Source organism: Trinickia sp. (genome assembly GCF_036503415.1).
In the GTDB taxonomy this organism is placed as follows: domain Bacteria; phylum Pseudomonadota; class Gammaproteobacteria; order Burkholderiales; family Burkholderiaceae; genus Trinickia.
Window position 1 is genome coordinate 1 of record NZ_DASXWY010000149.1, and the last position, 16,704, is coordinate 16,704.

17 protein-coding genes are annotated in these 16,704 nt (G+C 65.6%); 9 read left to right on the top strand and 8 right to left on the bottom strand.

Annotated features, from left to right (window positions below):
• Window positions 1-96: 96 nt before the first annotated feature.
• Together VGL01_RS18115 and VGL01_RS18120 are read left to right on the top strand one after the other, a co-directional pair.
• Window positions 97-2,061: an AI-2E family transporter gene (locus VGL01_RS18115; protein ID WP_331571729.1), complete on the top strand. Its 1,965-nt coding sequence runs from the start codon at window positions 97-99 to the stop codon at window positions 2,059-2,061.
• Window positions 2,058-2,990 (top strand): YihY/virulence factor BrkB family protein, encoded by a 933-nt coding sequence (locus VGL01_RS18120; RefSeq protein WP_331571731.1) that lies wholly within the window; start codon window positions 2,058-2,060, stop codon window positions 2,988-2,990. The genes VGL01_RS18115 and VGL01_RS18120 overlap by 4 nt, the downstream gene beginning before the upstream one ends.
• A 40-nt stretch (window positions 2,991-3,030) precedes the next feature.
• Here VGL01_RS18120 and VGL01_RS18125 read toward each other — a convergent pair whose 3' ends face one another.
• The 8 genes from VGL01_RS18125 to VGL01_RS18160 form a co-directional block, all read right to left on the bottom strand.
• Window positions 3,031-3,648: a DUF924 family protein gene (locus tag VGL01_RS18125; RefSeq protein ID WP_331571732.1), complete on the bottom strand. Its 618-nt coding sequence runs from the start codon at window positions 3,646-3,648 to the stop codon at window positions 3,031-3,033.
• Window positions 3,649-3,659: 11 nt separating this feature from the next.
• Window positions 3,660-4,394, bottom strand: coding sequence for an alanyl-tRNA editing protein (locus VGL01_RS18130; RefSeq protein ID WP_331571734.1), 735 nt, complete (start codon window positions 4,392-4,394; stop codon window positions 3,660-3,662).
• A gap of 227 nt (window positions 4,395-4,621) precedes the next feature.
• A complete protein-coding gene (locus VGL01_RS18135) occupies window positions 4,622-5,035 on the bottom strand; it encodes a group II truncated hemoglobin (protein ID WP_331571736.1) in 414 nt (137 codons plus the stop codon).
• 57 nt (window positions 5,036-5,092) lie between these two features.
• Window positions 5,093-7,618, bottom strand: coding sequence for an ABC transporter permease (locus VGL01_RS18140; protein WP_331571738.1), 2,526 nt, complete (start codon window positions 7,616-7,618; stop codon window positions 5,093-5,095).
• Between the two features lie 89 nt (window positions 7,619-7,707).
• Window positions 7,708-8,325 (bottom strand): DUF4126 domain-containing protein, encoded by a 618-nt coding sequence (locus VGL01_RS18145; protein ID WP_331571740.1) that lies wholly within the window; start codon window positions 8,323-8,325, stop codon window positions 7,708-7,710.
• A 180-nt stretch (window positions 8,326-8,505) separates the two neighbouring features.
• A complete protein-coding gene (locus VGL01_RS18150) occupies window positions 8,506-9,480 on the bottom strand; it encodes a quinone oxidoreductase (protein WP_331571742.1) in 975 nt (324 codons plus the stop codon).
• Window positions 9,481-9,552: 72 nt separating this feature from the next.
• Window positions 9,553-9,942, bottom strand: a complete 390-nt coding sequence (locus VGL01_RS18155; RefSeq protein ID WP_173256545.1) for a methylglyoxal synthase — start codon at window positions 9,940-9,942, stop codon at window positions 9,553-9,555.
• A 109-nt stretch (window positions 9,943-10,051) separates the two neighbouring features.
• Window positions 10,052-10,831, bottom strand: coding sequence for an SDR family oxidoreductase (locus VGL01_RS18160; RefSeq protein ID WP_331571744.1), 780 nt, complete (start codon window positions 10,829-10,831; stop codon window positions 10,052-10,054).
• Window positions 10,832-10,982: 151 nt separating this feature from the next.
• On the opposite strand from VGL01_RS18160, the gene upp reads away from it, so the two are divergent.
• The 7 genes from upp to rlmH all read left to right on the top strand — a co-directional run bounded on the left by upp (window position 10,983) and on the right by rlmH (window position 16,688).
• On the top strand, window positions 10,983-11,633 hold the full coding sequence (upp, locus tag VGL01_RS18165; protein ID WP_331571746.1) for a uracil phosphoribosyltransferase: 651 nt from the start codon (window positions 10,983-10,985) through the stop codon (window positions 11,631-11,633).
• 264 nt (window positions 11,634-11,897) lie between these two features.
• Entirely contained in the window at window positions 11,898-12,626 is a 729-nt protein-coding gene (locus VGL01_RS18170) for a YebC/PmpR family DNA-binding transcriptional regulator (protein ID WP_331571748.1), read from the top strand.
• Window positions 12,627-12,749: 123 nt separating this feature from the next.
• The gene (gene purD / locus VGL01_RS18175) at window positions 12,750-14,024 is read left to right on the top strand and encodes a phosphoribosylamine--glycine ligase (RefSeq protein ID WP_331571750.1); all 1,275 of its coding nucleotides are present in this window, start codon (window positions 12,750-12,752) and stop codon (window positions 14,022-14,024) included.
• 2 nt (window positions 14,025-14,026) lie between these two features.
• A complete protein-coding gene (gene hemF, locus VGL01_RS18180; protein ID WP_331571752.1) occupies window positions 14,027-14,977 on the top strand; it encodes an oxygen-dependent coproporphyrinogen oxidase in 951 nt (316 codons plus the stop codon).
• Window positions 14,941-15,714 (top strand): nicotinate-nucleotide adenylyltransferase, encoded by a 774-nt coding sequence (locus VGL01_RS18185; RefSeq protein ID WP_331571754.1) that lies wholly within the window; start codon window positions 14,941-14,943, stop codon window positions 15,712-15,714. Before hemF ends, VGL01_RS18185 begins: the two co-directional genes overlap by 37 nt.
• A gap of 2 nt (window positions 15,715-15,716) precedes the next feature.
• Window positions 15,717-16,196 (top strand): ribosome silencing factor, encoded by a 480-nt coding sequence (gene rsfS, locus VGL01_RS18190; RefSeq protein WP_331571756.1) that lies wholly within the window; start codon window positions 15,717-15,719, stop codon window positions 16,194-16,196.
• A gap of 21 nt (window positions 16,197-16,217) precedes the next feature.
• Complete coding sequence (rlmH, locus tag VGL01_RS18195) at window positions 16,218-16,688, top strand: 23S rRNA (pseudouridine(1915)-N(3))-methyltransferase RlmH (RefSeq protein WP_331571758.1); 471 nt, start codon at window positions 16,218-16,220, stop codon at window positions 16,686-16,688.
• The last annotated feature ends 16 nt before the right edge of the window (window positions 16,689-16,704 follow it).

Here is a 16,704-nt window from a genome sequence, read left to right on the forward strand (position 1 = left end):
TGCCCGTGCCGAACAGCGACTCGCTCGCGCGCGATCGAGGCGCAGCGCCAACGAAAGACCGCCCGCCTGGCATCGCATTTGCTTGGCATATGGATCATGACTGGTCCCATGCCGCCGCGGCGCAGCAGCGACCGTGGCTCGCCGCCCGAGGTGCCGGGTGTTAGAGCACTGACTTCGCTGATCGCCGGCGTCGTGGTGATCGGCGCGCTCTACGTCGGGCGCGACGTGCTCATGCCGATCACACTAGCGGTGTTGCTGAGCTTCGTCCTGGCGCCGTTCGCCACCGCATTGCGGCGTGTCGGTTTCGGCCATGCGCCGTCGGTCATCGCCGCAGTGCTCGTTGCGCTGTTGGTGCTGGCCGCGACGAGCGTCCTCATCGGCGCGCAAATCGCTCAGTTGGCCGGTGACCTCCCGCAGTACGAAGTCGCAGTGGAGCGCAAGGCGAAATTGCTGCACGAAGAGACGTTCGGCCGCGCGGATGCGCTTCTGAAACGGGCGAGCGGCGCGCTCAGACATATTGCGCCCCCTCCTGAACCGCCGGGCAACGACGACCGCTCGGCCAGCCGCTCGGGCCGCCCGCCGATGTCCGTCGAGGTGATCGAACCCCGGCCTTCGTCGCTGAAACTCGTCCAGCGCTTCGTCGCACCGGTGGTGAGTCCGCTCGAGACGGCCGGCATCGTAGCCGTCATCGCGATTTTCATCCTGCTGCAACGCGAAGATTTGCGCGACAGGCTCATTCGCCTTTTCGGCGTGCGCGACCTGCATCGCACCATGACTGCGATGAACGAGGCCGCTCGGCGCTTAAGCCGCTATTTTCTTACTCAAGTGGCGATGAATGCGAGCGTCGGCGCACTGATTTGCATCGGGCTCGCGATTATCGGTGTGCCGGGGGCATTGTTATTCGGCGTCCTGACCGCCTTGCTGCGGTTCGTCCCTTACATCGGCGCATGGCTGGCGGCGCTCCTCGCGGTCATCCTCGCCGCGGCCATCGGGCCCGGCTGGTGGATGACGGTCTGGACTGCGATTCTGTTCGCGGTGATCGAGCTCACCGCGAGCCAGTTCGTCGAGCCGCTGATATACGGCAACAGCACGGGCTTGTCGCCGTTCGGCGTGATCATCGCCGCCATTTTCTGGAGCTGGATATGGGGACCGGTGGGGCTCGTGCTGTCTACACCGCTTACGCTCTGTCTCGTGACGCTCGGGCGCCACATTGAACGCGTCGCCTTCCTCGACGTGCTGTTCGGCGATCATCCGGTGCTGACACCGGGCGAAAACCTCTATCAGCGTTTGCTGGCCGACGACGTACCCGATGCACTCGCTCAAGCCTCGACGATGCTCGAAAAATCCTCTCCCGAGGCCTGGTACGACACGGTCATGCTGGAATGCCTGAGGCTCGCCTGCGGCGACGTCGCGCGTGGCGTGATCACGCCCGGCCAACTCACGGCCGTGCGCCTCGCGGCACTGGGCGTCGTCCGGGGGCTCGCATCGGCCGATTCGCCGGGCCTGAGCGTCGCGCCGCGCAAGCCCGGGCGCACGAGGGGCGGCATGCGCCGTGGGCAGTCTCACGACAGCCAGCACGAAGCACCTGATGAGCCGGCCACCGTGCTCTGTGTCAGGGGGCGCGGTGAGTTCGACGGCGTTGCCGCAACGATCCTGGTGCAACTGCTGCGTCGGCGCGGCATCGAGGCGACTGCCCTTTCGGCCGAACGGTTCTTGCGCAGACGCGTCGACGAGACCCGGATCGGTCACGACACCGTCATCTGTCTCGTGACGCTTGATTGGCGCGAATCGCCTCCCTATCTGCGCAACCTCGTCCGGGGGCTTCGAGCGCGCTCGCCGCACCTCATCATGGGCATTGCGTTTGACGGGGATCCCGACGCCGCGCGGCGCCAAAGCGCGCCGGATCAACCGGCCGCGGGCAGCCCCGCGAAGGAGACGACGATCGGTTCTTTCACTGAACTAACCGACGCTTGTATCGAGGCGTTGCACGCGCGCTCGCAGCCGGACGGCAATAGCGACGCGCAAGCCAAAGGAAATCAGCTGGCTGCCGGTGCGCTATGAACGCGCCAATGCATTCGCAACGGATTGAAAAGGAGGCGCGAAGGCGGGCATTGCGCTTCGTAGCCCGTCATCCTTTTCAGTTCACGGTCCAAGTTCTCAAAGCATTTCGAAAGAATCAAGGCCTTCTTCTCGCAGGCGCGGTTGCGTACTATTCACTGCTTTCGATCGTACCGCTGCTGATTCTGGTGGCCATCGCATTCAGTCATGTGATCGGCCAGGCACTGCTGCTCGATACGCTCGAAAGGCTGCTGAGATGGCTGGTGCCCGGACAGTCGAAAGCGATCGTCGGCGAACTCGCCAATTTTCTCGCGCATCGCTCGGTGGTGGGCTGGTTCCTCGTCGTAACGATGATTTTCTTCAGCTCCCTTGCGTTCACCGTGCTCGAAAACGCACTGTCGATCATCTTCGTGCATCGCGTTGTCATCCGGCGGCGCCACTTCCTGATATCGGCGATCGTCCCGTATTGCTTCAGTCTCTCGCTCGGCATCGGCGTGCTGCTCATCACGTTTGTCACGAGCAGCCTGCAGGCAGTCGCGTCGGATAGGGTGGTACTGCTCGGCCACGCGGTCTCGCTGACGGGAACGACGCGAGTCATCCTTTACCTGTGTGGCGTTGCCGGTGAAATATTCGTCCTGACCGCGATCTACATCATCATTCCGGCGGGACGCACCACGTTTCGCCATGCCGTCATGGGCGCCGTGGCAGCCGCGGCGCTGTGGGAGATCACGCGTCGCGTACTGGTCTGGTATTTTGCGACGTTGTCACAGGTGAGCGTTGTGTACGGATCGATGACGACCGCGATCGTCGTGCTCGTCAGTCTCGAAGCACTGGGCACGCTGCTGCTGTTCGGTGCCCAATTGATCGCCGAATACGAGCGGCTCACCGCCGGTTATGGGTTGAAAGAGCCCGAAGCGCTGGCAACGCGTTAGCACGGGCTCGGCACGGCACCCCTCACGCCACGCTGGCCGGCTATCGAAACGACGACCCGGGCTCGAGCAAAAACGCGCGTTCTTCATCGCTCGATTCACGACCGAGCAACGCATTGCGGTGCGGAAAACGTCCGAAGCGCTCGATGATGACCGCGTGCTGGCGAGCGTACCCAAGATAGCCAGCGGCATCTTTGCTCTCGTCTGCCAGCTCGCCGAACAGACGCACCGACGTCTCCTGGCTTTCGGGCGATTCGTCGTGCTCGAAGGGCAAGTAGGCAAACGCGCGGTGGTGCGGCGTCGGCAGCGTGCGATCAGCACGTGTTGCCACCATGCGGCGGGCGGCCTCGACCGCCTGTGCATCGGCCGCAAAAGCTTCGGCACTGCCGCGGTGTATGTTCCGGGAAAACTGATCGAGCACGACGATGAGGGCGAGCGTGCCAAGCGGCGTACGCTGCCACCCAGCGTATTCGCCCCGTCGCGCCGATGCCAACGTTGCGCCGAAACGTTCGCGTAGTTGCGCATCGAACGTGTCGTGGCCCGAGAACCAGCAATTCCATACCTGGCCGAAACGAGGCGATCGCGGCTCGCCGAACCAGAAGTCGAGCACCGCTCGCGCTGTGGGATCGAGCACGTCGTAATCGGTTCCTGCTTCCCTCATCCCGGGTTCCGTCATGACACAAACTCCAATACGAGGCGCCGCGTGCGCGCGCTCTTTTTCTCGAGCTTCGCCACGCGCAGCGCGCCGATCTCCGCCGTGTTGCGCACATGCGTGCCGCCGCACGGCTGCAAGTCCACGTCTTCAATCCTCAAAAGCCGCACGCGGCCCAGCCCCATCGGCGGCTTCACGCTCATCGTGCGTACGAGCTCCGGCCGCGCGGCCATCTCGTCGTCCGTAATCCATTCGGTGGCCACCGGGTGCTCACCCTTCACAAACGATGCGAGACGCGTCTCGACGAGTTCGCGTTCGATCGGCTCCGTCGTCGCGAAATCGAGCCGCGCGTAGTCGACCGTAATGCTGCAGCCGTCGACAGGATAAGGCAGCACCGCGCACATCAGATGGCTCGCCGTATGCAGCTTCATATGCCGGTAGCGCCGCTCCCAATCGATCTCGGCCACGACCGGTTCGCCCGCACCCAACCGCGCGAGCAACGCCTCTTGCCCCGGCGCGGGCACGTGCAACGCGTCGTCGGGCGTGGCGCCCTCGAACTTCGCCTTGCGTGTGTCGGCAATCGCAATGCGCGTGCCGTCGGCGAGTACGAGCGCGCCCGTATCGGCCGCCTGACCGCCGCCGAGCGGATAAAACACGGTCCGATCGAGCAGGATTCCGTCGTCGCCGAGCGCGACGATCGTCGCCTCGCAGCGGGTCAGATAGGCGTCCTCGCGGAATAACGCTTGGGTCGTCATAGTCGGTCCTCGAAAGTCTCTTTCCGGTGGCACAGGCGGGCGCCCGCGCTCCAAAATCGCATTATCGCGGCCCCGCGGCACACGCGGACAGGCAGCGTTCGATCGCCTATAGCCAAGCACTGTACCGGTTACTCAACCGGGCCGGTTTGGCAGGCAGAGTTCTCTCAGGTCGGGACTTCCTGGCGTAGCCACCGCATCGCATTACGTTCGCGCTCGAGGACGGCCGTTCAACCGGGCCGGTTGCGCATCCAATCCGCAGTGTCGAAAAACGCAGTCAGCAGCCGCTCGCGTAACGCTTCGGGCAAGCCGGCATCCTCCATGGCCCAAGCCATGCAGCGCAGCCATTGATCGCGTTCTGACGACGCTATCGAAAATGGCAGATGGCGCGCGCGCAAGCGCGGATGGCCGAACCGTTCGATGTAGTGGTCCGGACCGCCAAGCCAGCCGCAGAGGAACCAGTAGAGCTTGTCGCGCGAGCCGTCGAGCGACGGCGGATGCAATGCTCGAATGCCCGCGAACTCGGGTTCGAGATCCATCAGGTCGTAGAAACGGTCGACGAGTTCGCGCACGCGTGTCTCGCCGCCCACGAGTTCGAATGCCGTCGGTTGGGCGGGCTGCGAGTCGTCGGTATTGTCGGTCATACGTAAAGCCGGAAAAACAAAGAGAAATTGCAGCGCGAGGGATGCAAGAGTCAACGTTCAAGCGTCGCGCAACGTCTGCCCCGCGGGGCGCGTCAACACGCGCCGCAGACTGAGCCATCCGCCCACACCGGCGCACGCGATGCCAGCAACGATGCCGGCGGGCAACACCCACGGATCGAAGTCCAGATAGAAATCGAAGACGCGAGTGGCCAGCACGGAGCCGAGCACCTGCGCCCCGATCGCCGCCATCGCCCCGGCGAGGGCGCCGACGACGACAAATTCCGCCGCCTGCACCGCGCGCACCTGCGCATGCGAAGCGCCCAGCGCGCGCAACAGGGCCGATTCTCTCATGCGCTCGTCGCGCGTGCCGGCGAGCGCCGCGTAGAGAACGAGCAGACCCGCCGCCAACGTGAAGAGAAACAGAAACTGCACCGCGCCGATCACCTGCTCGAGCATGTGCTGGATCTGTGCGAGGATCGGGCCGATATCGATGGCCGTCAGATTCGGATAGCGGGCGATGAGACCATCGAGTACCGCGCGTCGCTCGGCAGCCAAGTGAAAGCTCGTGATATAGATCGCCGGAAATGCATCGAGTGCGGCGGGCGGCATCAGCACGAAGAAGTTCACTTTGAACGACCCCCAGTCGAGCTTGCGCACGCTCGTGATCGGCGCCTCCACGGATTGGCCGGCGATATCGAAGCGCAGTACGTCGCCGAGTTTCACGCCGATCAGCTTCGCGAGGCCCTCCTCGATCGAAATCTCGGAGCGCTGAGCCGCACCGAACCAGCGGCCCTGCACGATCCGGTTGTCATCGGGCGGCTTGGCGCGGTACGACAGATTGAACTCGCGGTCCACGAGGCGCCGCGCATCGTCGTTCCGATACGCGCCCGGGTCGACCGGCTTGCCGTTGATCGTCGTCAGCCGCGCACGCACCATCGGCTCGAGCGTCGCTCCCGCTATGCCGTGTGCGCTCAGATAGCTCGCGACAGCCTGACGTTGATCGGGCTGGATATCGATGAGGAACTCGTTCGGCGCATCGGGTGGGGTCGATTTGCGCCAGCCCGCCACCAGATCGTTGCGCGTCATGGCAATCAGCAGCAGGCACATGAGACCGAGCGCAAGCGCGGTGATCTGCAACGCGCTGGCCGCACCGCGCCGTTCGAGCGAGGCGAGCGCATAGCGCCAACCGACACCGGCCGGGAGCCGCGCCCCGGCACGCTCGCTGCGCGCTGTGCGCGAGGCGGCCGACAGCGCCGCGCGCGCAACGCCCGCAAAGATCAGCAGCGTCGCGGCAAAGCCGCCGGCGACGATGCCGCCCAGCTTGAGCTCGCCCGCCGCGAGCACGAGCAGCCCGGCGAAGAGCGCGATGCCCGCGGCATAGGCCATCCATGCGGTACGGGCCTGACCGTCCCATTCACGGCGCAGCACGCGCACGGGCGGCACCCGCGTGAGTGGGACGAGCGGCGGCAGTGCGAAGCCGATCAGCAAAACGAGCGCCGCAGCCATGCCTTCGAGCGCCGGTGCGAGCCCCGGTTGCGGCAAATCGACGGCGATGAGTTGTCGAAGCGACGCGAGCAACACGAAATGCCCTGCGTAACCGAGCGCCGCACCCGCGATGCCCCCGGCCAGGCCGACGATCAGAAATTCGAGGGCCACCAGCGTGCGCAGCGCCGCGGCCCCAAGGCCCAGACAACGCATGACGGCGCAACTGTCGAGATGCCGCCGCGTGTAGCGATGCGCAGCCATGGCGATGGCGACGGCCGCAAGCAATGCCGTCAGCAGCGAGACTAGGCGCAGAAAATGCCCAGCCCGATCGAGCGTCAGGCGCACCTGCGGCTGCCCTTCCTGCAGCGATTCGAGCGCCACGCCTCGCATTTTTCCGCCATCCACGCGGGCATGCGCGAACCGCGTGAACTCGGCAACCGCCGCGTCGTCGCCGGCCACGAGCAGCCGATAAGTCACACGGCTGCCGTAACCCAGCAGGCCCGTCGAAGGCAGCGCATCGGCGCGCATCATGAGGCGCGGCGAAAAGTTGACGAATGCAAAGCCGCGATCGAGCTCGCGCGTGATGACCGCGCCGATCGTGAACGTGCGCAATCCGAGCATCACGCGATCGCCCACGTGCAAATGCAGCGCGCCGAGCAGCTCGGCGTCCACCCAAACGGTACCCGGTGCCGGAATGCCCTGCGCAGTGCGATCGGGCGCCGTCGGCCCCGACGCGATGCGCAGCGCACCGCGCAGCGGATAACCGGGCGAGACGGCCTTGACCGCCGCGAGCCGCGCGTTGGCGATAGCGCCCTCGCCTTGCCCAGCCGCGCCGTTCGCCCCCGCGACCATGGTCGGGAAAATGATCGTAGTGGCGGTGCGCAGCCCGAGCGAGTGCGCTCGATCGACGAATGCGGCATCGACGGGATGGTCGGCGCGCACGACGAAATCGGCGGCAATCATGCGCCGGGCATCACGCTCGAGGCCCTGCTGGAGACGATCGGCGAGAAAACCGACGCTCGCAAATGCCGCCACCGCGAGCACGAGCGAGAGCGAGAGCATCGTCAGCTCGCCCGCGCGCCAGTCGCGCACGGTCATGCGCAGCGCCTGCCGGATCAGGAGTAAGAACCGAGCGCCACGACTAGCGCGTGGGTCGGGACTGGCAGCGCTCGCACCGCTCGCATCGTTCAATCGCGCTTGCCCCCGAACGAACCGAGCCGCGAGCTCATGTGCGATGCCATGCCGCGAAATCCGCCCTGCACGCCGCGCCACAGCCGCGGCAACGCCCAGCCGGCAAAAAGGAGGAAGCCACCCATCAATACCAGCAGGACAACCGGTGCGAAAAACGCGAGCGCGAGACCAATACAGACCAGCACGTCTTCCGTCGACGAAGCGATCCAGTTCGAAAACGGCTCAGGCGACAAGTTGATGAGCGCGCGCGCTCCGGCCTTGGTGAGGTGGGCGGAACCGGCGAGCGTGCCACCGGCCAGCGCGGCAACGGTCATGAGGGCCGGATCGGCATGGCCCAGCGCGCCGGCGGCGAGCAGTGCGCCGGCCGGAATGCGGATAAACGTATGAACGGCGTCCCAGAGCGAGTCGAATGCGGGAATGCGGTCGGCGAAGAACTCGACGGCAGCGAGAAAAGCCGCGGCGCCGATGACCCACGGCGAAGCCAGTGCCGCGAGCGAATCGGGCAAATGCACGATGTTCAGCCGGTCGAATACACCGACGAGGAGCACCGTCAAATAGAGCCGCAGGCCGCTGGCCCAGGACAGGCCCGCGCCGAGCGAAAGCGCATTGAGCATCGCTCCTCCCTTTAGACTTGCCGCCAGCGAACGTCGTGCATTCCGTCCCCACGCTTCGCCCGGCTTTGTCTCATTATAGACATGGCGATGTCGCGTCCGCTCTCGCTAAAATCGACAGGTGCGGCGGCAAGGCTGCGGCAGCGGGGCCGGATAACGCGGCCCACGCGGCGCTCGGCTCGTTCAGGGTATGAGGAGGGTCGAGCCCGTCGTCTTGCGCGCTTCGAGGTCGCGGTGCGCGGTGGCGACGTCCGCCAACGCATAGCGCTGACGCACATTCGTCTTGACCTTGCCCGAAGCCAGTACGTCGAAGAGCTCGGCCGCCATCGTGTCGAGCCATTCACGCTTGCCCATGTAGCTGAACAGTGTCGGGCGCGTGAAAAAGAGCGAACCGCGATTGGACAACTCCGACGCCTCGATCGCCGGCAGGGGCCCCGACGCGCTGCCGAAACTGACGAAATAGCCGAGCGGAGCCAGGCAATCGAGCGAGGCCTTGTAGGTGTCCTTGCCGATGGAGTCGTAGACGACAGGCACGCCCGCGCCGCGCGTCAGTTCCTTCACTCGCTCGGCAAAGTTCTCGCGCGTATAGACGATTGGATGGTCGCAGCCATGTGCGCGTGCCAACTCGGCTTTCTCGTCCGAGCCGACGGTGCCGATCACCGTCGCGCCGAGCGCCTTTGCCCATTGGCAGACGAAGAGTCCGACGCCACCCGCCGCGGCATGGATCAGGATCGTGTCGCCGGCTTGCACGCGATAGGTCCGGCGCAGCAGGTATTGCGCTGTCAGCCCCTGCAGCATGGCGGAAGCCGCATCGTCGAACGAAATGGCGTCGGGCAGTTTGACCAGCGTGGCGATCGGCAAGACGCGCTCTTCGGCATAGGCGCCGGGCGGGCGCGCGACGTACGCCACGCGATCGCCCGTCTTGAACTGCGTGACGCCGGGCCCCGTCGCGCTCACCACGCCCGCCGCCTCCATGCCGAGGCCTGCCGGCAGCGGCATCGGATATTGCCCCGTGCGGAAGTAGACATCGATGTAATTGAGCCCTACCGCATGATGCTTGACGCGGACCTCGCCCGGGCCCGGCTCGCCTGCGTCAACGTCGACCCACTGCATCACCTCGGGTCCGCCCGTTCGCTCGATTCGAATTGCCTTGACCATGATGTTCTCCTTTGGGTAAGTGCTGCTCGGTGTGACGCGCGGCGCGCGCAACCGCCGCCGCTTGCGCCGCGCTTACGCGCGGTCGCCGAGATGCCGCGTCAGCGCGTCGAGAATCATGCGCGCCGTTGCAATGTTGGTCGCGCAGGGAACGTTGTGCACGTCGCAGGCGCGCACGAGCGCATTGATATCGGGCTCGTGCGGCTGTGGGGTTTGCGGGTCGCGTAGAAAGACAACCACGTCCACGCCGCCTTCCGCGAGCCGCGCGCCGATTTGCAGATCGCCGCCGTAAGGGCCCGAGAGCATGCGCTCGACGGTGAGCCCGTGCGCGTCGGCAATCCGCCCGCCCGTCGTGCCTGTCGCAACGAGGCGGCAACGGCGCAGCACGTCGACATATTCGCCGGCGAGGGCAACGATGTCGTCTTTCTTGTGATCGTGCGCAATCAATGCGACGCATGGACTCATGAAGCGGCTCCTTGCCGTCAAATCGGACTACTGTTGCGAAAAATGCTCTGGATGTAACGGAAAACCGACGACGCGAGACCCATTAGCGGTCAGCGGTTCGCCCAAGCGCTCAGAACGTGCCGGGGTACGCGCCGCCGTCGATGAGCCAGTTCTGGCCCGTGATGTAGCCCGCATGCACACTGCACAGAAAGGCGCAGGCCTTGCCGAACTCGCCCGGCTCGCCGAAGCGGCCCGCGGGAATGGTTTTCATGCGCTCGCGGCGCGCCTCGCCGATGCTGATGCCGCGTGCGTCGGCCTGCGCCTTGAACGTGGTGGCAATGCGGTCGGTATCGAAGAGGCCCGGCAGCAGATTGTTGATCGTCACGTTGTGCACCGCCACCTTGCGCGCCACGCCGGCCACGAAGCCGGTGAGCCCCGAGCGCGCGCCGTTGGACAGGCCGAGCACGTCGATCGGCGCCTTGACGGCCGAGCTCGTGATGTTGACGATGCGGCCGAACCCGCGTGCGATCATGCCGTCGATGCTCGCCTGGATCAACGCGATCGGCGTGAGCATGTTGGCTTCGAGCGCGCGGATCCAGTCGTCGTGCGTGAACTGACGGAAATCGCCGGCCGGCGGCCCGCCCGCGTTGTTGACTAGGATATCGGGCTGTGGACAGGCCGCGAGCGCCGCCGCGCGCCCCTCGGCCGTCGTGATGTCGCAGGCTACGGTGCGCACGCTCGCGCCCGTCTTGGCACGAATCTCGGCGGCGCTCGCCTCGAGCGTCTCGGCCGTGCGGGCGACGATCACCAACTCGACGCCCTCGGCGGCGAGCGCCTCGGCGCACCCGCGCCCCAACCCTTTGCTTGCCGCGCATACGAGTGCGGTCTTGCCTGCGAGCCCCAGATCCATGGCGATGTCCCAGTGTTTCGTTGAGTCGATGCGACGAATTGACGGGATTGTAGAAGAATCCCCGCAGCGACGCGCGAAGCGGATCTTTCGGTACACTGGCGGGCAATGTCATCGAGCCGCCGCACGCCCTCGGCACGCACCCACGCCCGCCATGAAACAAGATCCGCGTTTTCCCAACCTGTCCATCCTCGATCATCCGCTGATTCAGCACAAGCTCACGCACATGCGCGACAAAGACACGTCGACGCGCACGTTTCGCGAGTTGCTGCGCGAAATCACGCTGCTGATGGGCTATGAAATCACGCGCAATCTGCCGATCACGACCAAACGCGTCGCCACGCCGCTCGTCGAAGTCGATGCGCCCGTGATTGCCGGTAGGAAGCTCGCCATCGTTCCGGTGCTGCGCGCGGGCATCGGGATGTCCGACGGACTGCTCGAGCTGATTCCCTCCGCGCGAGTCGGGCACATCGGCGTTTATCGCGACGACGCGCATCGGCCCGTGGAATATCTCGTCCGCCTGCCCGACCTCGAAGACCGCATCTTCATCCTCTGCGATCCGATGGTCGCCACCGGCTATTCGGCCGTGCATGCCATCGACGTGCTCAAGCGCCGCAACGTGGCCGGCGAGAACATCCTCTTTCTCGCGCTCGTCGCCGCGCCCGAAGGCGTCGAGGTGTTCCAGCGCGCGCATCCGGATGTCAAACTCTTCGTCGCCTCGCTCGATTCCCACCTGAACGAGCACGCCTATATCGTGCCCGGCCTCGGCGACGCCGGCGACCGCCTGTTCGGCACGAAGAACTGAAAAGCGGCCGGCGCGTTCGCGGCCTTGCCAGCGACCGCCGGCGCCGACGCGGCATGGTAAAATCGACGTCTGCTCTGAGGACGGTCTGCCCTATCCGCCGCGGCCCCGGGATCGCGGACAACGCGCGGCACCATCGAGCGAAGCGCAATCGCGGCACGCCGCCCGACACCTGAACCATCGGCAGGACTCGCACGGTTCACACGATTCGCAATCGACAAAACGCATCATGCGTGTGCCCGGTCGGCACGCGCCACGGAGAAACGTATGGCTGGTCATTCCAAATGGGCCAACATCAAGCATAAGAAGGCGGCCGCGGATGCCAAACGCGGCAAGGTCTGGACGCGTCTCATCAAGGAAATTCAAGTGGCGGCCCGCATGGGCGGGGGCGATATCGACTCGAACCCGCGTTTGCGCCTCGCCGTCGACAAGGCGACCGACGCCAATATGCCGAAGGACAACATCAACCGCGCGATCCAGCGCGGCGTGGGCGGTGTCGATGGCGCGAGCTACGAGGAAATTCGCTACGAGGGCTATGGTATCGGCGGCGCCGCGATCATCGTCGATACGATGACCGACAATCGCACGCGTACCGTCGCCGAAGTGCGGCACGCGTTCTCGAAGTTCGGCGGCAACATGGGCACGGACGGTTCGGTGGCGTTTCTCTTCGATCATGTCGGCCAGTTTCTGTTCGCGCCCGGCACGCCCGAGGACAAACTGATGGAAGCCGCGCTCGAGGCCGGCGCGAACGACGTCGTCACGAACGACGACGGCAGCGTGGAAGTGCTGTGCGCGCCGAATGACTTCTCGAAGGTCAAGACGGCGCTCGAAGCGGCCGGTTTCAAGGCCGAACTCGCCGAAGTCACGATGAAGCCTCAGACGGAAGTCGAATTCACCGGCGAAGACGCAGTGAAGATGCAAAAACTGCTCGACGCGCTCGAGAACCTCGACGACGTGCAAGAGGTGTACACGAACGCGTCGATTGCCGAGGAATAACGCGCGCGCTCGGAGCATGCGGCGCAACGTTGCGCCCATGCGTTCGGGCCAGCGCACATCGAATGCCGATATTGCGGCCGGCGCCCTGCGCCGGCCGTCCCTTTTAGGTTCTCGGGGATTGATATGAAACTACTCGTCGTCGGTTCGGGCGGCCGCGAACATGCGCTGGCCTGGAAGCTTGCGCAATCGCCGCGCGTCCAGCTCGTCTATGTCGCGCCCGGCAATGGCGGCACGGCTCAGGACGAACGTCTGCGCAATGTGCCGATCACCGATCTCGATGCCCTCGCCGACTTCGCGCAGAAAGAGCAGATCGCGCTGACCGTCGTCGGTCCCGAGGCGCCGCTTGCCGCGGGCATCGTCAACCTCTTTCGCCGCCGTGGCCTCAAGGTCTTCGGGCCGACCAAGGAAGCCGCCCAGCTCGAGAGCTCGAAGGACTTCGCCAAAGCGTTCATGAAGCGCAACGGCATTCCTACGGCCGAATACGAAACGTTTTCCGACGCGGCAGCGGCCCACGCCTATCTCGACAAGCAAGGCGCGCCGATCGTCATCAAGGCCGACGGCCTCGCCGCGGGCAAGGGCGTCGTCGTCGCCACCACGCTCGACGAGGCGCATGCGGCCGTCGACATGATGCTCGCCGACAACAAGCTCGGCGATGCCGGTGCGCGCGTCGTCATCGAGGAGTGCTTGCAAGGCGAGGAAGCGAGCTTCATCGTCATGGTCGACGGCAAGCATGTCCTGCCGCTCGCGTCGAGCCAGGACCACAAACGTCTGGCCGACGGCGATGCCGGCCCCAATACCGGCGGCATGGGCGCCTATTCGCCGGCGCCGATCGTCACGCCGCAGCTGCACGCCCGAGTGATGCGCGAGATCATTCTGCCGACCGTGCGCGGGATGGAAAAGGAAGGCATCCGCTATACGGGCTTCCTTTATGCGGGCCTCATGATCGATGCCGAGGGCAATCCGAAGACGCTCGAATTCAACTGCCGCATGGGCGACCCCGAAACGCAACCGATCATGGCGCGTTTGAAGGGCGATTTTTCGAAAGTGATCGAACAGGCCGTGGCCGGCACGCTCGACACGGTCGAGCTGACGTGGGACCGGCGTACGGCGCTCGGTGTCGTGCTCGCCGCGCACGGGTATCCGGATGCCCCGCGCAAGGGCGATACGATCGGCGATATTCCCGCGGAAACCGAAAACGCGGTAACGTTCCATGCCGGGACGACGCTCGCCGACGGCAAGCTCGTCACCTCGGGCGGGCGCGTACTGTGCGTCGTCGGCCTGGCGGATTCCGTGCGCGGCGCGCAATCGGCCGCCTACGATGTGGTCAATCGCATTTCGTTCGACGGCATGCAGTATCGCCGCGATATCGGCTACCGCGCCCTGAACCGGAAATCGTGAGCATGGACGCAGCGAACTTCGATCCGGCGCCCGTGCGCCGCTACCTGCAGGGCTTGCAAACGAGCCTGGCGGACGCCATTGGCGCGCTCGACGGCGCGTCGTTTGCGGCCGACGCCTGGCAGCGCCCCGCTGGCGGATCGCTGCGCGGCGAAGGCGTCACGAAAATCCTCGAAGAGGGCGAACTGATCGAGCGCGGGGGCATCGGCTTTTCCGATGTGGCCGGCGATGCCCTGCCCCCCTCGGCGAGCGCGGCGCGGCCGCAACTCGCCGGCCGCGGCTTCGAAGCGATGGGCGTATCGCTCGTCATGCACCCACGCAATCCGCACTGCCCCACCGCGCACATGAACGTGCGCCTGCTCGTGGCGACCAAGGCCGGCGAGGCGCCGGTGTTCTGGTTCGGCGGCGGCATGGACCTCACGCCCTATTACGGCTACGAGGAAGATGCGAAGCACTTTCACCGCGTTTGCCGCGACGCGCTCACGCCGTTCGGCGACGATCTTTATCCCCGCTTCAAGCACTGGTGCGACGAGTACTTCTTCCTCAAGCATCGAAACGAAACGCGCGGCGTGGGCGGGATATTCTTCGACGACTTCGACGCGCTCGGCTTCGAGCGCTCGTTCGCGATGATGCGCAGCGTGGGCGACGCCTTTGCGAACGCTTATTTGCCGATCCTGCGCAAGCGCCGGGCGACGCCCTATGGCGAGCGCGAGCGCGCATTCCAGAACTACCGACGCGGCCGTTACGTCGAATTCAATCTCGTCTTCGACCGCGGCACCCATTTCGGCTTGCAAAGCGGCGGGCGGGCCGAATCGATTCTGCTGTCGATGCCTCCCGTCGCGAACTGGCGTTACGGCTGGCAGCCGGAGCCCGGCACGCACGAGGCGAAGCTTTATACCGATTTCCTGCGGCCGCGCGCATGGCTCGACGAACCCAACGAAGGGACCGCACCCTGAATTCGCCCGTCGCCCATCTCTCAGTCGACGCCTCAACCGATGGCGCGCGCGAACTGCCACGCCGTGTGGGACTGCTCGGGGGCACATTCGATCCCATCCATCACGGCCATCTGGCACTGGCCCGGCGCTTTGCCGAGTTGCTGAAGCTGACGGAGCTCGTCCTGCTGCCGGCGGGGCAGCCCTGGCAGAAGGCCGACGTCAGTGCCGCTGCCCACCGCCTCGCCATGACGCGCGCCGCTGCGGCAACGCTCGTGCTGCCCGGTACCGCCGTGAGCGTGGCCACCGATGAAATAGAGCAGGCCGGTCCCACTTACACGGTCGAAACGCTCGAGCGCTGGCGCCTGCGCGAGGGCGCCGATGTCTCGATTTCGCTTCTGATGGGCGCCGATCAATTATTGCGGCTCGATACCTGGCGCGAATGGCGGCGCTTGTTCGACTTCGCGCACATCGCGGCGGCTACACGGCCTGGATTCGAGCTGACGAGCGCGTCGCCCGCGCTGGCCGGCGAGTTGGCCGCGCGCAAGGCAGATGCGGCGGTGCTGCGCGCGCGGCCTGCCGGTCACCTGTTGATCGACGCGACACTCGCGCTGGACGTATCGGCAACCGATATTCGCGCGCAAATGCGCGAGCGGCTCTCCGGTCGGGGCAACGACGATGCCGTCCAACCCGGCGCGCCCGACTCGGTTCCGGAGCCCGTCTGGCGCTACATTCTCCAACATCACCTGTACCATCGGTAACCATGGATATTCGCAAACTGCAACGCGCGATCGTCGACGGCCTCGAAGACGTCAAAGCGCAAGACATACGTGTCTTCAACACAACCCATCTGACCGAGCTCTTCGATCGCGTCATCGTGGCGAGCGGCACCTCGAACCGGCAGACGAAGGCGCTGGCCTCCAGCGTTCGCGACAAGGTGAAGGAAGCCGGCGGTGAAATCGTCAGCACGGAGGGCGAGGACATCGGCGAATGGGTGCTCGTCGATTGCGGCGACGCCGTGGTCCATATCCTTCAACCCGCGCTGCGGCAGTACTACAACCTCGAAGAGATCTGGGGCGACAAACCTGTGCGCGTGAAGCTCTCGAGCCCGAACCCGTTCGGCGGCGCGCGTGCGAGCGAACCGCTCGAGGACGAGGAGGATGAAGACGACGACGGCCCGGCCGACAGCCGGCCGGCGCCCGCTCGCAAGACGGCGGCAAAGCGGCGCGGCAAGACGTCGTAATCCCCTTCGCGGCGCTTCGGAATGAAACTGCAGATACTCGCCGTCGGACACAAGATGCCGGGGTGGATAGCCAGCGGCTTCGACGAATATGCGAAGCGGATGCCGCCCGAGTTGCGTATCGAGTTGCGCGAGATCAAGCCCGAACCGCGCACGGGCAGTCGGACGGCGCAAAGCGTCATGGCGGCCGAGCGTCAGCGGATCGAGGCGGCCCTGCCGAAAGGCGCGCGCATCGTCGCCCTCGACGAACGCGGGCAGGACTGGACCACGATGCAGTTGGCCGCAGCCCTCCCGGGTTGGCAGCAGGAAGGCCGCGACGTGTCGTTCGTGATCGGGGGCGCCGACGGTCTCGCGCCGGAGCTGAAGGGGCGAGCCGAACTCATGCTGCGCGTGTCCAGTTTGACGTTGCCGCACGGCATGGTGCGTGTGCTATTGGCCGAACAGCTTTACCGCGCGTGGAGCATCACGCAGAATCATCCCTATCACCGCGTCTGACGCGCCGTCTCGGGAG